The following is a 20289-nucleotide window of genomic DNA, read 5'->3' on the forward strand; positions in this document are numbered from 1 at the left end:
GCGGAGCCCCTTTCCGCTCGCTCGGGGCGGGCGGGAGCCCGCCCTACCGCCGCAGGTGAATCTCGCTCTCGGCGTACGGGGCGCGGGAACTTCGCCACCTGTCGGCACGCTTGCATACAGTGGCAGGACCGGCAGGAATTCTGCAGTTTCCGCGATCGAAGGGACGTACATGCCCATGGGTCACACGGCCACAGCTGAGACAGGCTCCGGCGGCCTGACAGCGACCGAGCACCGCCTGGCCAACGGCCTGCGCGTGGTGCTCTCCGAGGACCATCTGACCCCGGTCGCGGCGGTGTGCCTCTGGTACGACGTCGGTTCGCGCCACGAGGTCAAGGGCCGTACCGGACTCGCCCACCTCTTCGAGCACCTGATGTTCCAGGGATCGGGCCAGGTGAAGGGCAACGGCCACTTCGAACTGGTGCAGGGCGCGGGCGGTTCGCTCAACGGCACCACCAGCTTCGAGCGCACCAACTACTTCGAGACGATGCCGGCCCACCAGCTGGAGCTCGCCCTCTGGCTGGAGGCGGACCGGATGGGCTCGCTGCTCGCCGCCCTCGACGACGAGTCCATGGAGAACCAGCGGGACGTCGTCAAGAACGAGCGCAGGCAGCGCTACGACAACGTGCCCTATGGCACCGCCTTCGAAAAGCTGACCGCGCTCGCCTACCCCGAGGGCCACCCCTACCACCACACGCCCATCGGGTCCATGGCGGACCTGGACGCGGCGACCCTCGAGGACGCCCGCGCCTTCTTCCGCACCTACTACGCGCCCAACAACGCGGTGCTCTCGGTCGTCGGCGACATCGACGCCGAGCAGACGCTCGCCTGGATCGAGAAGTACTTCGGTTCCATCCCCGGGCACGACGGAAAGCCCGCCCCGCGCGACGGTTCGCTGCCCGAGACCATCGGCGGACAGCTGCGCGAGGTGGTCGAGGAAGAGGTCCCGGCGCGCGCCCTGATGGCCGCCTACCGGCTCCCCGAGGACGGCACGCGCGCGTCCGACGCGGCCGACCTCGCCCTGACCGTCCTCGGCGGCGGCGAGTCCTCCCGCCTGTACAACCGGCTCGTACGCCGCGACCGCACCGCCGTCGCGGCCGGCTTCGGCCTGCTGCGGCTCGCCGGGGCGCCCTCCCTGGGCTGGCTGGACGTGAAGACGTCCGGCGACGTCGAGGTCCCGGTCATCGAGACCGCGGTCGACGAGGAGCTCGCCCGGTTCGCCGAGGAGGGCCCCACGGCCGAGGAGATGGAGCGCGCCCAGGCCCAGTTGGAGCGCGAGTGGCTGGACCGGCTCGGCACGGTCGCGGGCCGCGCCGACGAACTGTGCCGGTACGCGGTCCTGTTCGGCGACCCGCTGCTCGCCCTGACGGCCGTGCAGCGCATCCTCGACATCACCGCCGAGGAGGTCCAGGAGGTCGCCAAGGCCCGCCTGCGCCCCGACAACCGCGCGGTGCTCGTCTACGAGCCGATCGCCGACGAAGCCACCGGCACGGACGACGCCACCGACGCCGCCGACGACACCGACGAGGAGGCGGCGAAGTGACCGAGCTCGCCACCATGGACTTCCACCCGCAGCCGCAGGCCGGCCGGCCCAAGCCCTGGGCCTTCCCCGCTCCCGAGCGCGGCACGCTGGACAACGGCCTGACCCTGCTGCACTGCGACCGCCCGGGTCAGCAGGTCGTCGCCGTCGAGGTGCTGCTCGCAGCGCCGCTGGACGCCGAGCCGGCCGGTCTCGACGGCATCGCCACGATCATGGCGCGCGCGTTCTCCGAGGGCACCGACAAGCTCTCCGCCGAGGAGTTCGCCGCCGAGCTGGAGCGCTGCGGCGCCACCCTCGACGCGCACGCCGACCACCCCGGCGTACGCCTCTCGCTCGAAGTGCCCGTCTCACGCCTGCCCAAGGCTCTCGGTCTGCTCGCCGACGCCCTGAGGGCACCGGCGTTCACCGAGAGCGAGATCGAGCGGCTGGTGCGCAACCGGCTCGACGAGATCCCGCACGAGAGCGCCAACCCGGCCCGCCGCGCCGCCAAGGAGCTCTCCAGGGAGCTGTTCCCGGCGACCTCGCGGATGTCCCGTCCCCGGCAGGGCACCGAGGAGACCGTCCAGAAGATCGACGCTGCGGGTGTCCGCGCCTTCTACGACCGGTACGTCCGCCCGGCCACGTCCACCGCCGTGATCGTCGGCGACCTCACCGGCGTGGACCTCGACGGGCTGCTCGCCGAGACGCTCGGCGCCTGGACGGGCTCCTTGGCCGAGCCGCGCCCCGTGCCGCCGGTCACCGCCGACGACACCGGCCGCGTGATCATCGTGGACCGCCCCGGCGCGGTGCAGACGCAGTTGCTGATCGGCCGCGTCGGCTCGGACCGGCACGACCGTGTCTGGCCCGCCCAGGTGCTCGGCACGTACTGCCTCGGCGGCACCCTCACCTCGCGCCTGGACCGCGTACTGCGCGAGGAGAAGGGCTACACCTACGGGGTGCGGGCCTTCGGCCAGGTGATGCGTTCCGCCCCGGACGGCACGGGCATCGCGATGCTCGCCATCAGTGGTTCCGTGGACACCCCGAACACCGGGCCGGCGCTGGACGACCTCTGGAAGGTGCTGCGCACCCTCGCCGCGGACGGTCTGACGGACGCCGAACGGGACGTCGCCGTGCAGAACCTGGTGGGCGTGGCACCCCTCAAGTTCGAGACCGCTGCGGCCGTCGCGGGCACGCTCGCCGACCAGGTCGAGCAGTACCTGCCGGACGACTACCAGGCGACGCTGTACCAGCAGCTCGCCGCGACCGGCACCGTGGAGGCCACCGCGGCGGCGGTGAGCGCCTTCCCGGTGGACCGTCTGGTCACCGTCCTGGTGGGCGACGCCGCGCAGATCGAGGAGCCCGTCAAGGCGCTCGGTATCGGTGAAGTGACCGTCGTGGCCGCGGAGTAGAAGCGGAGCGGACGACGCGGCGGACAGCGCGGCGGAAATCGCGAGCACGGAGGGGCCCGGGTGACCGAAGAGTCGCCCGGGTCCCCTTATGCCCGGACAACATCCTCAATTTGTCCGTATTGATGGGGAGGTTGCCTTTCTGCCCTGTGGCATGCGCTACAAAAGCCGCGATCCGTTTGTCGATTGAAAGAGGGCCCCCTTAGCGTCGGTCCGGCTGTTCGTCAGGCAGTGCGCCGCGTCCGCGGCACCGGACAGTCATCGCCGAGTCCCCGTACGGCGCGAGCCAGGGGAGCCGGGGACCCGTACGCAGTCCCTGGGGTGAATCGGACCCCCTCCCCGCGAGGGCGTCCGTAGGAGACCTTCCTGCTCCGAACCCGTCAGCTAACCCGGTAGGCGAGAGGGAAGGAAAGGACCAAGCCCCTTCATGGCGTTCACCTGTGGCACCGGGAAACACCGTCGTCCGAGCCGCGTGAAGCGCACCACGTCGAACGCCGTCGGCGTCGCGGCGCTCACCACCACCGGTGTCATCGGAACCCTGGCCGCCCCGGCCTTCGCCGCGGACAGCTCCGTCGAGCAGACCGGACTGACCCAGGCGATCACCATCGGCGACACGGTCGCCGCCCGGATCGACGCGCAGGCCGCCGCGCAGCAGCATGCCGCCGACGAGGCCGCCGCCCGTCTCGAGGCCGAACAGGCCGCGCGCAAGCAGGCCGTCGAGGAGGCCAAGAAGGAGCGCGAGGCCGAGGAGCGCGCGGCCCGAGCCGCCGAGCGCAAGCGTCTCAACACCTTCGTCCTGCCGATCCCCGGCTCGTACGTCTCCACCGGCTACAAGGCCGGCGGCAGCCTCTGGTCCTCCGGCAGCCACACCGGCGTCGACTTCCACGCCGCGTCCGGGACCTCCGTCCACGCGGTCGGCTCGGGCACGGTCGTCACGGCCGGCTGGGGCGGCGCCTACGGCAACCAGGTCGTCCTGCGGATGATCGACGGTACGTACACGATGTACGGCCACCTGTCGTCCATCGGTGTCTCCGTCGGCCAGACCGTCACGCCGGGCGGCCGGCTGGGCCTCTCCGGGGCCACCGGGAACACCACCGGGCCCCACCTCCACTTCGAGGCCCGCACCACGGCGGAGTACGGCTCCGACATCGACCCGGTCGCCTACCTCCGCTCGCACGGCGTGAACGTCTGACGCCCGGCGTCCGCACTTCCGAAGCCCCGGCTCACCCGAGTCGGGGCTTCGTCGTTTCGAACGGCTGTCTGTCCAAAAAATATCCATGGATTCAGGCCCGCCATCGGAAATTCCGGCTCGCTGCAATAGAGTCGCCGAACGAGCGTCGATCGACCGCGTTTCGCGGGGATTAAGGCGGAGGTCCGGTCATGCGCATTCCCGCGCACTCGGTATGCACGGCGATCCGCGACGACATCGTCGCGGGTGTCTACGAGCGCGGCGGCCGGCTCACCGAGGAACTGCTCGCGCGCCGCTACGGTGTCTCGCGGGTCCCGGTGCGCGAGGCCCTGCGCACCCTGGAGGCCGAGGGATTCGTCGTCACCCGGCGGCACGCGGGGGCGTGCGTGGCGGAGCCCACCGAGCAGGAGGCCGCGGACCTGCTGGAGATGCGCATGCTCCTGGAGCCGCTGGGGGCGTTCCGGGCCGCCCAGCGGCGCACCGAAGCCCATCTCAAGGTGCTGCGAGGCCTGGTCAGGCTGGGTCAGGAGCGCTCCAGGAGGGGGAACAGCGAGGATCTGCGCTCCCTGGGCGGCTGGTTTCACGAGACGCTCGCACAGGCATCCGGGAGTCCCGCGCTGACGTCCACGCTGGCCCAGCTGCGGCACAAGATCGCCTGGATGTACGCGGTCGAGGCGCCCGCCGATCCGGCGGAGTCCTGGGCGGAGCACGGCGGCATCGTGGACGCCGTGGCGCGCGGTGACGGTGAGCGGGCGCGGGCCGTCACGGCGCTGCACACCGAGCGCGCGACGGCCGCGCACCGGCTGAGGTTTCCCGGCGGGGGAGACCGCCCGGACCGTGTGAGGACTTCGCAACATCCCGTAAACATGACGGGCCTGCGTCATTAACACGGGGGCCGTATACAAAGAGAGGTAATTCGCGGGAGATTATTTCTGCTGCCCGTAATTCGAAATAGCGAAGGGCTCGCCCGATGTTTTCGGGCGAGCCCTTCGCGATGTCGGCGGGGCGACGTTCTTCGGTCCGGAAAACTTCGCCGCCGTCAATGGGGGAGCCCCGCGAGGGGGGGGCGCCTCAGACGGTCTCGGGAAGCTCCTCGAGGCCTTCCGCGACCAGCTTGGCCAGTCGGTCGAGGGCGGCGTCCGCGCCCTCGGCCTCCGAGGCGAGGACGATCTCCTCGCCGCCCTGGGCGCCCAGGCCGAGGACCGCCAGCATGGAGGCCGCGTTGACGGGGTTGCCGTCCGCCTTGGCGATCGTCACGGGGATGCCGGAGGCCGTGGCCGCCCGGACGAAGATGGAGGCGGGACGGGCGTGGAGGCCCTCGGCCCAGCCGACGTTGACGCGGCGCTCAGCCATGTGATGCTGCCCTTCAGGGGTTCAGGGTTGTCTAGACCAGTGTTCCATAGAGTGAAGCGCGTCCGAAGCGGGTGTCGTACCCGCCCCGGACCCGGCTTCGGACCCCGGCCTGGATCCGAATCCGCTGCCCCTAGCCTGCCTCGCGCCGCTGACGGACGCGAGCCGTACTCTGGGCCCCATGCAGACCTCGTCGGACCGGCACGAGTACCCCTCCCACTGGGAGGCCGACGTGGTGCTGCGTGACGGAGGGACGGCCCGTGTCAGGCCCATCACCGTCGACGACGCCGAGCGCCTGGTCAGCTTCTACGAGCAGGTGTCGGACGAGTCGAAGTACTACCGCTTCTTCGCGCCGTACCCGCGCCTGTCCGCCAAGGACGTCCACCGCTTCACGCACCACGACTTCGTGGACAGGGTGGGGCTCGCGGCCACGATCGGCGGCGAGTTCATCGCCACCGTACGCTATGACCGCATTGGTGCCGGTGGCCTGCCCGCCTCCGCGCCCGCCGACGAGGCCGAGGTCGCCTTCCTCGTCCAGGACGCCCACCAGGGCCGCGGCGTCGCCTCGGCCCTCCTCGAACACATCGCCGCGGTGGCGAGGGAACGGGACATCCGCCGGTTCGCCGCCGAGGTGCTGCCCGCCAACACCAAGATGATCAAAGTGTTCACGGACGCCGGGTACCAGCAGAAGCGGCACTTCGAGGACGGCGTCGTACGCCTGGAGTTCGACCTCGAACCCACCGACCGCTCCCTCGCCGTGCAGCGCGCGCGGGAGCAGCGCGCCGAGGCCCGCTCCGTGCAGCGGCTGCTCGCGCCCGGCTCGGTCGCCGTCATCGGCGCGGGACGTACGGCCGGCGGGGTGGGCCGCAGCGTCCTCGCCAACCTCCGCGAGGCCGGCTTCACGGGCCGGCTGTACGCGGTGAACAAGTCGCTCGAGGAGAAGGAGCTCGACGGGGTCCCCGCGCACCGCTCCGTCCGCGACATCGGCGAGCACGTCGACCTCGCGGTCGTCGCCGTGCCCGCGCCGTACGTCCCCGAGGTCGTCGCGGAGTGCGGCGAGCACGGTGTGCAGGGCCTCGTCGTCGTCTCCGCCGGGTACGCGGAGAGCGGCCCCGGCGGTCGCGAGCGCCAGCGCGAGCTCGTCCGCCAGGCCCGTACGTACGGCATGCGGATCATCGGCCCCAACACCTTCGGGATCATCAACACCTCTCCCGACGTGCGCCTGAACGCCTCCCTGGCACCGGAGATGCCACGCCCCGGAAGGATCGGCCTGTTCGCCCAGTCCGGCGCGATCGGCATCGCCCTGCTGTCCCGGCTGCACCGGCGCGGCGGCGGCGTCACGGGCGTCACCGGTGTGTCCACGTTCGTCTCCACCGGGAACCGCGCGGACGTGTCCGGCAACGACGTCCTCCAGTACTGGTACGACGACCCGGACACCGACGTCGCCCTCATGTACCTCGAATCCATCGGCAACCCGCGCAAGTTCACCCGGCTGGCACGGCGGACGGCGGCGGCGAAGCCGCTGGTCGTGGTGCAGGGCGCCCGGCACGCCGCCGCTCCCCAGGGGCACGCGGTACGGGCCACCCGGCTGCCGCACGCCACCGTCTCCGCGCTGCTGGCACAGGCCGGGGTGATCCGGGTCGACACGATCACCGAGCTGGTCGACGCCGGCCTTCTGCTGGCCCGCCAGCCGCTCCCTCCCGGCCCCCGGGTGGCGATCCTCGGCAACTCCGAGTCGCTGGGACTGCTGACCTTCGACGCGTGCCTCGCGGAGGGGCTGCGGCCGCTGCCGCCGCTCGACCTGACCACGGCGGCCTCGGCGGAGGACTTCCACCGGGCGCTGGAGCGGGCACTGGCCGACGACAGGTGCGACGCCGTCGTGGTCACGGCCATCCCCGCGGTGGGGGAGACCTCCGTGCGGGACGCGGCCCTGGCCGAGGCGCTGCGCTCGGCCTCGGCCTCGGCCCCGGCGAAGCCGGTCCTGGTGGCGCACGTCGAGCTCGGCGGCCTCGCCGAGGCGCTGTCCGCCGCCGCCAGTACGGCCCCGCAGGCCGGTCCCGGGCCCGTCGGCACCACGGACGCCGCCCGGCCCGGCGAGCGATCCGCCCCGGTCGGGCGACAGGACCCGCCGCGGCCGCCCGCCGGAACCGGAGCCGCCGACGAGACGCGCCTCATCCCCGCCTACCCCGCCGCCGAGCGCGCCGTCCGCGCGCTCGCGGAAGCCGTGAAGTACGCCCAGTGGCGAAGGGAGGCGGCCGAGCCCGGCAAGGTGCCCGAGTACGAGGACATCGACGAGAAGGGCGCCGCCGAGCAGATCGACGCGTTGCTGTCCCGGGGCACCGGGCTGACGCTGGGGGCCGAGGACACCCGCGCGCTGCTCGGGCGGTACGGCGTCGACGTACGCCGCGCGCTGCCCGCACCGACGCCCGCCGAAGCGGCCGCGGCCGCGCGGACCCTCGGCTACCCCGTGGCCCTCAAGACCACCGCCCCGCACCTGCGACACCGCGCCGACCTCGGCGGCGTACGCCTGGACCTGGCGAACGAGGAGCAACTGCGCAGGGCCTACGCGGAGTTGACCGAGCTTTTCGGAACGCCCGAGGAGCTGCGGCCGGTCGTGCAGGGCATGGCGCCGCGCGGGGTGGACACGGTCGTACGGGCCGTCATCGACCCCGCGGCCGGTGCGGTGCTCTCGTTCGGCCTGGCCGGAGCCGCCTCGGAACTGTTGGGGGACACCGCGCACCGGTTGATTCCGGTCACCGACCGGGACGCGGGCTCGCTGGTCCGGGCGATCCGGACGGCGCCGCTCCTGTTCGGCTGGCGCGGCTCGGCGCCGGTCGACACCGCGGCCCTCGAAGAGGTGATGCTGCGGGTGTCGCGCCTGGTGGACGACCATCCGGAGGTCGTCGGAGTCTCCCTGGAGCCCGTGGTCGTCGCCCCGCACGGCCTGAGCGTGCTCGGCGCCTCCGTACGGCTGGCCCGTGCCCCCCTCCGCGGCGACCTCGGCCCCCGGACGCTGCCCGTCGTCTGAGCGGCGGCCCAGCGCCGCACCGGTGCGGTCCCGCGTTCGTTCTGATCCGTCCACGACAGAGAACCACGAGCGGTGCCTCGCAGTCAGTGGGCCCCCGTAGGATGGACGTCATGGCCAAGACCAGTACGACGACCCAGGGGCTGCGAGCGGCGATCGAGCGCAGCGGCTACTACCCGGCCCTCGTGGCCGAGGCGGTGGAGGCCGCGATCGGCGGCGAGGCCATCCGGTCGTACCTGGTCCACCAGGAGACGACGTTCGACGCCAACGAGGTGCGCCGGCACGTCACCGTGCTCGTCCTGACCGGTAACCGCTTCATCGTGAGCCACACCGACGAGCAGAACGCGGACACGACCTCGCCGACGCCGTACGCCACCACGTCGACGGAGTCCGTGAAGCTCGGCCGGATCTCGTCGGTCGTGGTCAGCCGTGTCGTCGCCAACCCCGAGTCGTACGCGCCCGGCACCCTGCCCCGTGAGGTCGTCCTGACCATCGGCTGGGGCGCGGTCGCGCGTATCGACCTGGAGCCCGCGGCCTGCGGCGACCCCAACTGCGAGGCGGACCACGGCTACACCGGCAGTTCGACGGCCGACGACCTGAGCCTGCGCGTCAGCGAGGCAGGGGACGGCCCGGAGACGGTCCGCCAGGCCCTGGCCTTCGCGCAGTCCCTCTCCGAGGCGACCGCGGACCCCGCGCACTGATGGCCCTCTCCACCTGGGAACACCCGGAACCCCTGGCCATCGGGTCCGCGCCCGTCCCCGAGTACGGCGCGGGATCACTGGCGGATCTGCTGCCCACGCTCGCCGCGGGCATGTCGGTACCCGGTATGACCGCCGCCATACCGGAGCTGACCGGCGCCGACCGCAACTGCGTCTTCCTGATCGACGGTCTCGGCTGGGAGCAGCTGAAGGCGCATCCCGACGAGGCCCCCTTCATGACGTCGCTCCTGGCGTCGTCCCGGGGCGGCACCGGACGGCCGATCACCGCCGGCTACCCGGCGACCACCGCGACCTCCCTCGCCTCCGTCGGCACGGGCCTGCCGCCCGGCGCGCACGGTCTGCCCGGGTACACCGTGCGCAACCCCGGGACCGGCGAGCTGATGAACCAGCTCCGCTGGACCCCGTGGACGCAGCCGCGTACCTGGCAGCCGTACCCCACGGTCTTCGAGCTGGCGGACGCGGCCGGAGTGCACACCGCCCAGGTCTCGTCCCCCACTTTCCAGAACACCCCGCTCACCAAGGTCGCGCTGAGCGGCGGCACCTTCCACGGTCGGCTGACCGGCGAGGACCGCATGGACTTCGCGGCCACCCAACTCGCCGCGGGCGACCGCTCCCTGGTCTACACGTACTACGCCGAGGTGGACGGCAAGGGCCACCGCTTCGGCGTCGACTCGGACCCCTGGCGCGGCCAGCTGATGTATGTCGACCGGCTGGTCCAGCGCCTCGCCGAGCAGCTGCCGCCGCGCTCCGCGCTCTACGTCACCGCGGACCACGGCATGGTCGACATCCCGTTCGACGAGCAGCACCGCATCGACTTCGACGAGGACTGGGAGCTGCGTGCCGGGGTCGCGCTGCTCGGCGGCGAGGGCCGGGCCCGGCATGTGTACGCCGTCCCGGGCGCCGAGGCGGACGTCCTGACCTGCTGGCGCGAGGTGCTCGGCGAGCAGTTCTGGGTGGCCTCGCGCGACGAGGCGATCGCGGCGGGCTGGTTCGGACCCCATGTCGACGAACGGGTGTACGCCCGTATCGGCGATGTCGTCGCGGCGGCCCGGGACGACGTCCTGATCATCGCGACCGAGCGGGAGCCGAAGGAGTCCGCGATGGTCGGAAACCACGGTTCGATGACACCGGCGGAGCAGCACGTCCCGCTCCTGGAAGTACGTTCCTGACCCCTCTGCGTCCGCCCCCCTTCTCGCCGAAAGGTGCTCAACCCCCCATGCCCGAGCTGGTGTTCTTCTCCGGAACGATGGACTGCGGGAAGTCGACGCTGGCTCTGCAGATCGAGCACAACCGTTCGGCCCGGGGCCTGCAGGGCATGATCTTCACGCGCGACGACCGCGCGGGCGAGGGCAAGCTGTCCTCACGCCTGGGTCTGGTCACGGACGCGGTGGAGGTCGCCGACGACCAGGACCTGTACGGGTATCTCGTCGAGCACCTCTCGCAGGGCGGCCGCGCGGACTACGTGATCGCCGACGAGGCCCAGTTCCTGGCTCCCCTGCAGATCGACCAACTGGCACGGGTGGTCGACGAACTGGACATCGACGTCTTCGCGTTCGGTATCACCACCGACTTCCGCTCCAAGCTCTTCCCCGGCTCGCAGCGTCTGGTGGAGCTGGCCGACCGGGTGGAGGTCCTCCAGGTCGAGGCCCTGTGCTGGTGCGGCGCCCGTGCCACCCACAACGCCCGCACGATAGGCGGCGAAATGGTCGTCGAGGGCGCGCAGGTGGTCGTCGGCGACGTCAACCAGGCGGAGAACGTGGGCTACGAGGTCCTGTGCCGTCGGCACCACCGCCGGCGGATGACGGCGGCGACCGCCCGCGCGGGTGCCCTCTCCCCGGACGTGCTCCCGATCGCCTCCGTCTGACCGCGTCGGGACCGCCCCCGCCGGCCGTCCGCCGGAGCGACGGCCCGGCCGGCGGTCCGACGTCGACCGGCGGTCCGACGTCGACCGGCCGTCCGCTCCGCCGGCCCCGTCAGCGGTCGGTGTGGATGACCGAGAACACCGCGCCCTCCGGATCCGCCACCGTGGCCACGCGCCCGTAGGTCGAGTCGTGGGCGGCCCTGAGGATGTGCCCGCCGAGCTCGGTGACCTGGGCGGTGGCGGCGTCGACATCCGTGACCTCGAAATACGTCAGCCAGTGCGGGCCGCGGTCGCGGGGCAGGCCGTGACCGACGCCGTGGATGCCCGCGACCGCGCGGCCACCCGACTGGAGGGTCACGTAGTCGAAGTCGGCCGAGACGACGGGCTCCAGTTCGTGCCCGAAGACCCCCTGGTAGAACTTGACTACGCTCTCGGTGTCGCGGGTCACCAGCTCGATCCAGGCGGGCGTGCCGTGCACCCCGATGATCCCGGTGCCCAGATGCGCCGCCGCCTGCCAGATCCCGAAGACCGCGCCGGTCGGGTCCAGACCGATGGCCAGCCGCCCGGCGTCGCCCGCGTCGAGCGGACCCACACCCACCGTGCCGCCACAGTGCCGTACCGATTCGGCGGTCTGGTTGACGTCGTTCGAGGCGAAGTACGGCGTCCAGGCGATCGACAGGTGCTGGTCGGGCGGCATCTGCCCGATGCCCGCCACCTCGTGACCGTCCAGCAGGGCCCGCGCGGAGGGGCCGAGCTGCCGCGGGCCCGGCTCGAACTCCCAGCCGAACAGTTCTCCGTAGAACTCCTGGGTCGTGTCCATTGCGTGCACCATCAGGCTCACCCAGCAGGGAACGCCGGGCGCGTGCCGAGTGTGCGTTGTGCCGTTCAGGCCGGCCGGCCCCCGTGCCTCGGTCATCGTCACTCTCTCCTCGGCCCCTCGCGGTGGCCGTTCACCGTCCGCCTACCAACACGCGTACCGCAGCCGCGCGCGTGCACGCCCCGTGTCGATGCTCGCACTACCCGTCACCCTGCGCGCCCTGACCGCACCGTCATGTCGCGGTCCACTGCCGGAGGATGCCCGTTGTGCCATTTCCCGTCCGTTTCCGCACCATTGCCGCAGGGTGTCCATCGGCTGTACAGCACGTGCCCGATCCCGTACGCCTCGTGATCGGACCTGTCCGGCCGAGCAGAGTAGCCGGAGCTGGACGCCGGGGCCACCCCGTGCGCGAGGATGGTGGCCATGAACGCCATCATCTCCGCCTCCGAACTCGCGAGCGATCTGGCGGGGCCGAACCCGCCGGTCGTGCTCGACATCCGCTGGCAACTCACCCTGGCCACGGCCGACGGGGCCGCCCCCTTCGACGGCCGGGCCGCTTACGGGGCCGGCCACATCCCCGGTGCGGTCTTCGTCGACCTGGACGCCGAATTGGCCGGAAAGGCGGGTGACGCCGGCCGTCATCCGTTGCCCGATCCCGAGGTCTTCGGCACGGCGATGCGGGCCGCCGGCGTGTCCGAGGACCGCGATGTGGTCGTGTACGACGGCGGTACCGGGTGGGCCGCCGCGCGCGCCTGGTGGCTGCTGGGCTGGACGGGTCACCCGTCGGTGCGTGTGCTGGACGGCGGCCTGGCCGCGTGGAGCGGACCGTTGTCCACCGAGGTCCCCTCGCCCGGCGTCGGAAGCTTCGTCCCGGTGCCGGGTGCCCGTTCGCTGCTCGACGCGGACGGAGCGGCCGCTCTCGCCCGTACGGGGCTGCTGCTCGACGCGAGGGCGGGAGAGCGGTACCGGGGCGAGGTGGAGCCGATCGACCCCGTCGGCGGTCACATCCCGGGCGCGGTGTCCGCGCCGACCACGGAGAACGTCACCGAGGGCGGGGAGTTCAGGCCCGCCGCCGAGCTGGCCGACCGCTTCAAGTCCCTGGGTGTGACCGGCACTTCGGAGGTCGGTGTCTACTGCGGCTCGGGCGTCTCCGCCGCCCATCAGGTGCTGGCGCTCGCCGTCGCGGGCATTCCGGCCGCGCTGTACGTGGGTTCGTGGTCGGAGTGGTCCCGGGACGGGAACCGGCCGGTCGCCGTGGGGCCCGACCCCCAGTGACGACGACGGGGCCCGCACCGATCCGGACGCGAATCCGGTGGGGGCCCCATCGCTCGTACGAGTGACCGGCCGAGTGGCCGGTGGTCGCGTTCCGGCCGCGTCCGGACTCTCGCCCCGCCGCTTCAAGCCGGCTTCTTCATTCAGTCCTGCTTCTTGCGCCGGGTGCCGAAGACGATCTCGTCCCAGCTCGGTACCGCCGCTCTGCGGCCGGGGCGGACGCCGTCGGCCTCGGCCTGGCGGTCGGTCGCGCCGACCAGGCGGTCGCGGTGGCTGCCGACCGAGCGGGGCATCAGGACGTCCGCGTAGGCGGAACCGGCACCGGCCGAGGCGGCGGGAGCCGGGGGCTCCTCCGCCTCGGGCTCCGGGGCGGGCTCCTCCGCGGGCGGGAGTTCCGTGGTGGAGGGCCGCTCGGGCACCACCATGTCGCCCCGGAAGCTGGGCACCGCCTCCAGGAGGCTGGTGAGCGAGTCGCGGTCGCCCGCGCCCTCGTCGACCGGCTCGGAGGGCGGCAGGCTCGGCCGCTCCATCTGCCGGTCCAGGGCACGGTCGAGCGGACGGTCACGGGGCAGTCGCGCGATGCGCGGCACGAACGGGAAGCTCGGTTCGGGCGCCGCGAGATCGTCGGACTCGCCGATCAGCGAACGCGCCTCGTCGTCGACGGCCTGGACGAGCCGCCGGGGCGGGTCGTACGTCCAGCTCGCCGAGTGCGGCTCGCCCGCGACCAGGTAGACCAGCAGGACTTCCCAGGTGCCGTCGTCGCGACGCCACGAGTCCCACTGGACGGTGTCCTTCTCGGCGCCGCGGATCAGCAGCCGCTCCTGGACCGCCTCACCGAGCTGGGGTCCGGCGTTCTCGCCGGGGCGGCGGACAGGAGTCTTCCGGGCGCGTTCGGCCATGAAGGCACGCTCGGCGAGCACGGGGCCCTCGAAACGGCGCACCCGGTCGACGGGGATCCCGGCGAGCTGGGCGACCTCCTCCGCGGAGGCACCCGCTCGTATCCGGGCCTGGATGTCCCGGGGGCGGAGATGGCTCTCCACCTCGATCTCGATCTGGCCGAGGCGGGGACGGTCGCCGCGGACGGCGGCGCGCAGACGCTCATCGATCGGAAGCGTGTACTCCGTGCTGTCCGCAGCCTTCAGCACCAGCCGTGTGCCGTCGTTAGAGACGGCCACGACACGCAGTTCCGGCATGGGGACCTCCCGGGTGGTGCCTGCCGACGTCACGTGCGTCGCTGCTTCCGCTAGTCGAGTGTGGCCTGCCCGGGTGCAGCCTGCCACAACCTTGCCGAGTTGCCCGGCGTGTCGGGCAGCGGCCCGGCCCCGCCGTTATGGCACGGTTACCTATTCGCAACGCTAAGTGACGAACTCCATCACCCTGTGCAACGAGCCCCCTCCCGGCGGTCCTGGCAGGCCCCGGACACCCTGGCGGGAGTCCGGACCCAGGGCTCGCAAGAGTACTCCATTCGGGCCATGTGCGTGGATCGGCACGCCGCCCAACTTCTAGCGGGGGGTGGTAGTTGGCCGTCCGATGCGCCGTTTTCGTGACCCCGAAACGTGGCGTACTTCACGTATCCGACGGAAACGGAACTAAAGGTTTCCTTCAGCCGTCCTTTCTCGTGCAGTAGGTCGACCAAGTACGGGAAAGGCAGGCAAGGTCCGGGTATGCGTGGAGTGCCGGGTTCCGGAGAAGATCCGAGTGCCGCAGCGGAGGCCGGGAGGAAACGGCTGGATCTGAGCCTTCCGCAAGTGGCGGGCAGTGCGGTGGCCGCCGTGGTGGCCGCGAAGCTCGCCTCCTACTTCGGTGTGTACGGGACGATCCTGGGCGCGGGCCTGGTCAGTGTCGTCGCCACCTGCGGCGGCACCGTCTTCCAGCACTTCTTCAGACGCACCGGCGAACAGATACGCGACGTGGGAGTCCAGGCGAAACCGGTACGGCCGGGACTCCGGCCGGTGCCGGGGGAGTTCACCCCACAGGGGGAGCTCACCCCGTCCGTGCGGGGGGAGTTCGGCGAGGGGACGGTCTACCGCGCCCGGGTCAGGAGCTGGAAGCGGCCGTTTGTCGCCGCGGCGTTCGTCTTCGGCGTCACCATGGCGGGCGTCACCACCTACGAACTCGTCTCGGGGCAGAGCTTCAGCGGCGACGGGAGGAGCACCACCGTCGGTGACGCCTTCCAGGGGAGCGGCTCCGGCAACGGCCGGTCCGGCAGGGGCCCGGACCCGACGCCGGAGTCCGGCACTTCGGGTGGGACACCTCCCACCGGATCCTCCCGGCAGCCCTCGAACCCCGGTTCGGGTGACGGCTCCGGCACGACGAGCGGTGGGGACGGGGTGACGACTCCCACGCCGACGCCGGGTGCCGGCGCCGGCCCTCAGGCGCCGGACGAGACCCCGGCGCCGAGCGCGTCTACGAGCCCAGCACCCGACGCAGGTAGTCATTCCCGAAGCGCCGATCCGGGTCCAGCCGATCCCGCAACGCCGTGAACTCGCCGAAGCGCGGGTACACCCGGGAGAAGTACTCCGCGTCCCGCGTGTGCACCTTGCCCCAGTGCGGACGGCCTTCGTGCGCCGTGAAGATCCGCTCCGCCGCGGTGAAGTACGCCTGGTAGGGCGTGCCCCGGAACATGTGTACGGCGATGTAGGCGGTCTCCCGGCCGGACGCGGTGGACAGCGTGATGTCGTCCGCGGGGGCGGTGCGCACCTCGACGGGGAAGCTGACCCGCAGGGGGGAACGGTCCACCATCGCCTTCAGCTCGCGCAGGGTGTCGACGAGGGCCTCGCGCGCGACCGCGTACTCCATCTCCACGAAGCGCACCCGGCGCGGGGAGGTGAAGACCTTGTAGGGGATGTCGGTGTACGTCCGCGCGGAGAGCGCGCGGCTGGAGATCTTCGCGATCGCCGGGATGGCGGCGGGCGCGGCGCGGCCGAGCAGATTGGCCACCTGGAAGACGCCGTTGGAGAGGAACTCGTCCTCGATCCAGCCGCCGAGCCGCCCGACGGGCCTCTCGGGACCGGCGCTGCGGTTGTTGCGCTTGGTGTTGCAGTTGTCGGTGTGGGGGAACCAGTAGAACTCGAAGTGCTCGTTCTCGGCGAACAGTTCGTCGAAGTCGGCGGTGACCCGGTCGAAGGTCATCGGCTCCTCGCGGGCCGTGAGCAGGAACAGGGGCTCCACGGAGAGGGTGATCGCCGTGACGACCCCCAGGGCGCCTATGCCGAGCCGGGCGGCCGCGAAGACGTCGGGGTTCTCCTTCTCGGAGCAGGTCAGGACCGAGCCGTCCGCGGTGACCAGCTCAAGGCCCTTGATCTGGGCGGCGATCGACGCCGAGTCGCGCCCGGTGCCGTGCGTTCCGGTGCTGGTCGCCCCCGACACCGTCTGCTCCATGATGTCGCCCATGTTCGTGAGCGACAGTCCCTCGCGCGCGAGTGCCACGTTGAGGCGCTTGAGCGGGGTGCCCGCCTCGACGGTGACGGTGCCGGCCTCGCGGTCGAGGGCGCGGATGCCGGTCAGCAGCTGGGGGCGGATCAGTACGCCGTCGGTCGCCGCGGCGGCGGTGAAGGAGTGCCCGGTTCCGACGGCCTTCACCTTCAGTCCCTCGTCCGCGGCCGCGCGTACGGCGGCGGAGAGCTCTTCGACCGAGGCGGGGGTGACCTCCCGTACGGGACGGGCGGTGACGTTCCCCGCCCAGTTACGCCACGTGCCGCTCTTGCCGCTCACTGTGGTGCTCATGGGTCCCCTCCCGCTGCGGAACCGGCCTGTTCAGCCGGCGATACCCGAGGAAACCGACCGCGACCGCGACGGCCCCGGACACCGCCGGAACCCCGTACCCGGCCTTCGCGCCGGCGGCGTCGATCACCCAGCCGGCCACGGAGGAGCCGAGCGCGACCCCGACCGCGAGTCCGGTGCTCACCCAGGTCATGCCCTCGGTCAGTTTCGCGCGTGGTACGTGCTGTTCGATGAGGGACATCGTCGTGATCATCGTGGGAGCGATGGACAGCCCCGCAACGAACAGCGCCACGGCCAGGAACGGCAAGTTTCCGACCAGTAGGAGGGGGATCATACTCACGGCCATCGCGCATATGCCCAGCAGCCACCGGGCTTCGGCCGAGCCCTTGAAGTGCAACAGCCCGAACACGGCCCCCGCCAGGCAGGAGCCGGCCGCGTAGAGCGCCAGGACGACACTCGCGGCACCCTTGTGCCCCTGCTCCTCGGCGAAGGCCACGGTGACCACGTCGACGGCCCCGAAGATCGCCCCCGTGGCGACGAAGGTGGCCACCAGGACCTGGAGTCCGGCCGAGCTCATCGCCGAGCCGCGGTTGTGCTGCTCGCGCGGGTGCGGCACGGGTTCGGTGGCCCGCTGGGCCGTCAGCCAGAAGACACCGACCGCCAGGAAGCAGGCCGCGAGCAGTGGTCCGGCCTCGGGGAACCACACCGTGGACAGACCGATCGAGAGGATCGGCCCGAAGATGAAGCAGACTTCGTCGACCACGGACTCGAACGAGTACGCGGTGTGCAGCTGCGGGGTGTCCCGGTAGAGGGCGGCCCAGCGGGCCCGGACCATCGCGCCCATGCTGGGGACGCAGCCGATCCCGGCCGCGCAGAGGAACAGCACCCAGTCCGGCCAGTCGAAGTGCGCGGCGAGCAGCAGCCCGGCGGACGCGGCCAGCGCGAACAGGGTGACGGGGCGCAGTACCCGGCGCTGCCCGTACCGGTCCACCATCCGGGAGACCTGCGGACCCAGCGCCGCGGCCGCCAGCGCCATGGTCGCCGACAGCGCGCCCGCGAGCCCGTAGCGCCCGGTGAGCTGGGAGATCATGGTCACCACGCCGATGCCCATCATCGACAGCGGCATCCGGCCGAGGAAGCCCGCGGCGGAGAAGCCCTTGGAGCCGGGGGCGGTGAACAGGGCGCTGTACGGGCTGGGCACGGGTGTCTCCGGTGGGCTCGGCCCGGTCACCCGGGCACCACGGGCGTCCGAACTCCGGTAAGGCGTGAAGGTAGCCGATACAGCTTACGGGTTAGGTGACCCTAATGCACTCCTCGGGTCCGCCCCGGCCGTGGCCGTTGTCCCGCCGTCAGCGGCGGATGGCAGGATCGGAGGCATGCCAGATGCGCTCGATGCCCGTCCCTACGACGCCCTGCTCCTGCTCTCGTTCGGCGGCCCCGAAGGCCCGGACGACGTGGTTCCGTTCCTGGAGAACGTGACGCGCGGGCGAGGCATCCCCAAGGAACGGCTCAAGGAAGTGGGCCGGCACTACTTCCTGTTCGGCGGGGTCAGCCCCATCAACGACCAGAACCGTGCCCTGCTCGAGGCCCTCCGCAAGGACTTCGCGGAGCACGCCCTGGACCTCCCCGTGTACTGGGGCAACCGCAACTGGGCCCCCTACCTGACCGACACCCTGCGGGAGATGACCGTCGACGGCCGCCGCCGCGTGCTCGTCCTCGCCACCAGCGCCTACGCCTCGTACTCCGGCTGCCGCCAGTACCGCGAGAACCTCGCCGAGTCCCTGGCCGCGCTGGAGGCCGAGGGCCTGCGGCCGCCCCGGGTGGACAAACTGCGGCACTACTTCAACCACCCGGGGTTCGTGCGCCCCATGATCGACGGCGTCCTGAAGTCCCTCGCCGACCTGCCCGAGGACGTGCGGGAGGGCGCGCACCTCGCCTTCACGACCCACTCGATCCCGGACGCGGCGGCCGACACCTCCGGCCCCGTCGAGGACCACGGCGACGGCGGCGCCTACGTCGGACAGCACCTGGACGTGGCCCGGCTGATCGCCGACGCCGTGCGCGAGGAGACCGGGACCGAGCACCCCTGGCGGCTCGTCTACCAGTCGCGCTCCGGCGCCCCGCACATCCCCTGGCTGGAGCCCGACATCTGCGACCACCTGGAGGAGCTGCACGGCGCCGGGGTCCCGGCCGTCGTGATGGCCCCGATCGGGTTCGTCTCGGACCACATGGAGGTGCTGTACGACCTCGACACGGAGGCCACGGCCAAGGCGGCGGAGCTCGGGCTGCCGGTGCGCCGCTCGGCGACCGTCGGCGCCGACCCCCGGTTCGCCGCGGCGGTCCGCGACCTCGTCCTGGAACGCGCCGCGACCGAGAGCGGGCGGCGGCCGGCCCCCTGCGTCCTCGGCACCCTCGGCCCGAGCCGGGACCTGTGCCCGGTGGGCTGCTGCCCCGCCCGCGCCCCCAAGCCCGCCGCCGCGGGCGCCGACAGCCCGTACGCCTAGGGGATGTCGTCGCGCCGGCCTGATCCAGACGACATCTCCCGAGGAGCCCCGTGATCGAGCCCCTGCACACCCAACTGCTCCAGCTCGCGCACGACGCCGCCCGCCGTGCCGGCGAGCTGCTGCGCGACGGGCGCCCGGCCGACCTCACGGTCGCCGCCACCAAGTCCAGCCCGATCGACGTCGTCACCGAGATGGACATCGCCGCCGAGAAGCTGATCACCGACCTGATCTCCCAGCATCGCCCGCAGGACGGCTTCCTCGGCGAGGAGGGCGCCGCCAGTGAGGGCACCAGCGGCATCCGCTGGGTCGTGGACCCGCTCGACGGCACGGTGAACTACCTCTACGGGCTGCCGACCTGGGCGGTGTCCATCGCGGCCGAGCAGGACGGCGAGACCGTCGTCGGGGTCGTCGCGGCACCGATGCGCGGCGAGACGTACAGCGCCGTCCGCGGCCGGGGCGCCCGAGCCACCGGCGCCTGGGTCGGCGAACGGCGGCTGACCTGCCGGCCCTCGCCTGCCCTGGACGAGGCACTGGTCTCGACCGGCTTCAACTACGTGAGCGAGGTCAAGGCCCACCAGGCCGACGTCGCCCAGCGGCTGATCCCGCTGGTGCGCGACATCAGGCGCTCCGGCTCCGCGGCGGTCGACCTGTGCGACGTCGCGGCGGGCCGCCTCGACGGCTACTACGAACGCGGCCTCCACCCCTGGGACCTCGCGGCGGGCGACCTGATCGCCCGTGAGGCGGGCGCCCTGACCGGTGGGCGCCCCGGAGAGCGGCCCGCGCGGGACCTTGCGGTGGCGGCGTCACCGGGCGTCTTCGAGCCCCTCCAGCGGCTCCTGGAGGAGTTCGGCGCCTGGCACGACTGACGGCGTCCGAGCGGGACGGGCGACGCCCCCTGCGACGGCGG

General features: G+C 72.2%; 17 protein-coding genes and 1 riboswitch. Of the genes, 12 read left to right on the forward strand and 5 right to left on the reverse strand.

What is annotated here, in order from left to right; all coding sequences use genetic code 11:
* Window positions 1–175 precede the first annotated feature (175 nt).
* From ACFVTC_RS39145 to ACFVTC_RS39160, 4 genes are all read left to right on the forward strand, one after another.
* Complete coding sequence (locus ACFVTC_RS39145) at window positions 176–1540, forward strand: M16 family metallopeptidase (protein WP_390134115.1); 1365 nt, start codon at window positions 176–178, stop codon at window positions 1538–1540.
* Window positions 1537–2925, forward strand: a complete 1389-nt coding sequence (locus tag ACFVTC_RS39150; RefSeq protein ID WP_390134032.1) for a M16 family metallopeptidase — start codon at window positions 1537–1539, stop codon at window positions 2923–2925. The genes ACFVTC_RS39145 and ACFVTC_RS39150 overlap by 4 nt, the downstream gene beginning before the upstream one ends.
* Window positions 2926–3174: 249 nt before the next feature.
* Window positions 3175–3336, forward strand: a riboswitch (cyclic di-AMP (ydaO/yuaA leader).
* 13 nt (window positions 3337–3349) lie between these two features.
* Entirely contained in the window at window positions 3350–4114 is a 765-nt protein-coding gene (locus ACFVTC_RS39155; protein ID WP_390134035.1) for a M23 family metallopeptidase, read from the forward strand.
* A gap of 188 nt (window positions 4115–4302) precedes the next feature.
* On the forward strand, window positions 4303–4998 hold the full coding sequence (locus ACFVTC_RS39160; protein WP_390134037.1) for a GntR family transcriptional regulator: 696 nt from the start codon (window positions 4303–4305) through the stop codon (window positions 4996–4998).
* 184 nt (window positions 4999–5182) lie between these two features.
* Here the strand turns inward: ACFVTC_RS39160 and ACFVTC_RS39165 are convergent, their stop codons facing one another.
* Window positions 5183–5464: an HPr family phosphocarrier protein gene (locus tag ACFVTC_RS39165; protein ID WP_148010890.1), complete on the reverse strand. Its 282-nt coding sequence runs from the start codon at window positions 5462–5464 to the stop codon at window positions 5183–5185.
* Window positions 5465–5642: 178 nt separating this feature from the next.
* On the opposite strand from ACFVTC_RS39165, the gene ACFVTC_RS39170 reads away from it, so the two are divergent.
* From ACFVTC_RS39170 to ACFVTC_RS39185, 4 genes are all read left to right on the forward strand, one after another.
* Complete coding sequence (locus ACFVTC_RS39170; protein WP_390134039.1) at window positions 5643–8489, forward strand: GNAT family N-acetyltransferase; 2847 nt, start codon at window positions 5643–5645, stop codon at window positions 8487–8489.
* A 110-nt stretch (window positions 8490–8599) separates the two neighbouring features.
* Window positions 8600–9187, forward strand: a complete 588-nt coding sequence (locus ACFVTC_RS39175) for a DUF5998 family protein (protein ID WP_390134041.1) — start codon at window positions 8600–8602, stop codon at window positions 9185–9187.
* Window positions 9187–10374 (forward strand): alkaline phosphatase family protein, encoded by a 1188-nt coding sequence (locus ACFVTC_RS39180; protein WP_390134043.1) that lies wholly within the window; start codon window positions 9187–9189, stop codon window positions 10372–10374. Before ACFVTC_RS39175 ends, ACFVTC_RS39180 begins: the two co-directional genes overlap by 1 nt.
* 47 nt (window positions 10375–10421) lie before the next feature.
* The gene (locus tag ACFVTC_RS39185) at window positions 10422–11069 is read left to right on the forward strand and encodes a thymidine kinase (protein ID WP_390134045.1); all 648 of its coding nucleotides are present in this window, start codon (window positions 10422–10424) and stop codon (window positions 11067–11069) included.
* A 109-nt stretch (window positions 11070–11178) separates the two neighbouring features.
* Here the strand turns inward: ACFVTC_RS39185 and ACFVTC_RS39190 are convergent, their stop codons facing one another.
* Window positions 11179–11982 (reverse strand): VOC family protein, encoded by an 804-nt coding sequence (locus ACFVTC_RS39190; protein ID WP_390134047.1) that lies wholly within the window; start codon window positions 11980–11982, stop codon window positions 11179–11181.
* Window positions 11983–12306: 324 nt separating this feature from the next.
* Here ACFVTC_RS39190 and ACFVTC_RS39195 point away from each other — a divergent pair, with 324 nt between their 5' ends.
* On the forward strand, window positions 12307–13158 hold the full coding sequence (locus tag ACFVTC_RS39195) for a sulfurtransferase (RefSeq protein ID WP_390134049.1): 852 nt from the start codon (window positions 12307–12309) through the stop codon (window positions 13156–13158).
* 140 nt (window positions 13159–13298) lie between these two features.
* Here ACFVTC_RS39195 and sepH read toward each other — a convergent pair whose 3' ends face one another.
* On the reverse strand, window positions 13299–14381 hold the full coding sequence (sepH, locus tag ACFVTC_RS39200) for a septation protein SepH (RefSeq protein WP_390134051.1): 1083 nt from the start codon (window positions 14379–14381) through the stop codon (window positions 13299–13301).
* A gap of 438 nt (window positions 14382–14819) precedes the next feature.
* Between sepH and ACFVTC_RS39205 the strand changes: the two genes are divergently transcribed.
* Window positions 14820–15638, forward strand: coding sequence for a hypothetical protein (locus ACFVTC_RS39205; RefSeq protein ID WP_390134053.1), 819 nt, complete (start codon window positions 14820–14822; stop codon window positions 15636–15638).
* Here the strand turns inward: ACFVTC_RS39205 and ACFVTC_RS39210 are convergent.
* Window positions 15562–16881, reverse strand: coding sequence for a D-arabinono-1,4-lactone oxidase (locus tag ACFVTC_RS39210; RefSeq protein ID WP_390134055.1), 1320 nt, complete (start codon window positions 16879–16881; stop codon window positions 15562–15564). The genes ACFVTC_RS39205 and ACFVTC_RS39210 overlap by 77 nt on opposite strands.
* On the reverse strand, window positions 16841–18079 hold the full coding sequence (locus ACFVTC_RS39215; RefSeq protein ID WP_390134057.1) for an MFS transporter: 1239 nt from the start codon (window positions 18077–18079) through the stop codon (window positions 16841–16843). The genes ACFVTC_RS39210 and ACFVTC_RS39215 overlap by 41 nt, the downstream gene beginning before the upstream one ends.
* Before the next feature lie 175 nt (window positions 18080–18254).
* Between ACFVTC_RS39215 and ACFVTC_RS39220 the strand changes: the two genes are divergently transcribed.
* Window positions 18255–19382, forward strand: a complete 1128-nt coding sequence (locus ACFVTC_RS39220; RefSeq protein ID WP_390134059.1) for a ferrochelatase — start codon at window positions 18255–18257, stop codon at window positions 19380–19382.
* Between the two features lie 50 nt (window positions 19383–19432).
* The gene (locus ACFVTC_RS39225; RefSeq protein WP_390134061.1) at window positions 19433–20248 is read left to right on the forward strand and encodes an inositol monophosphatase family protein; all 816 of its coding nucleotides are present in this window, start codon (window positions 19433–19435) and stop codon (window positions 20246–20248) included.
* The last annotated feature ends 41 nt before the right edge of the window (window positions 20249–20289 follow it).

This window comes from Streptomyces sp. NPDC057950, assembly GCF_042887295.1.
In the GTDB taxonomy this organism is placed as follows: Bacteria; Actinomycetota; Actinomycetes; order Streptomycetales; family Streptomycetaceae; genus Streptomyces; species Streptomyces kaempferi.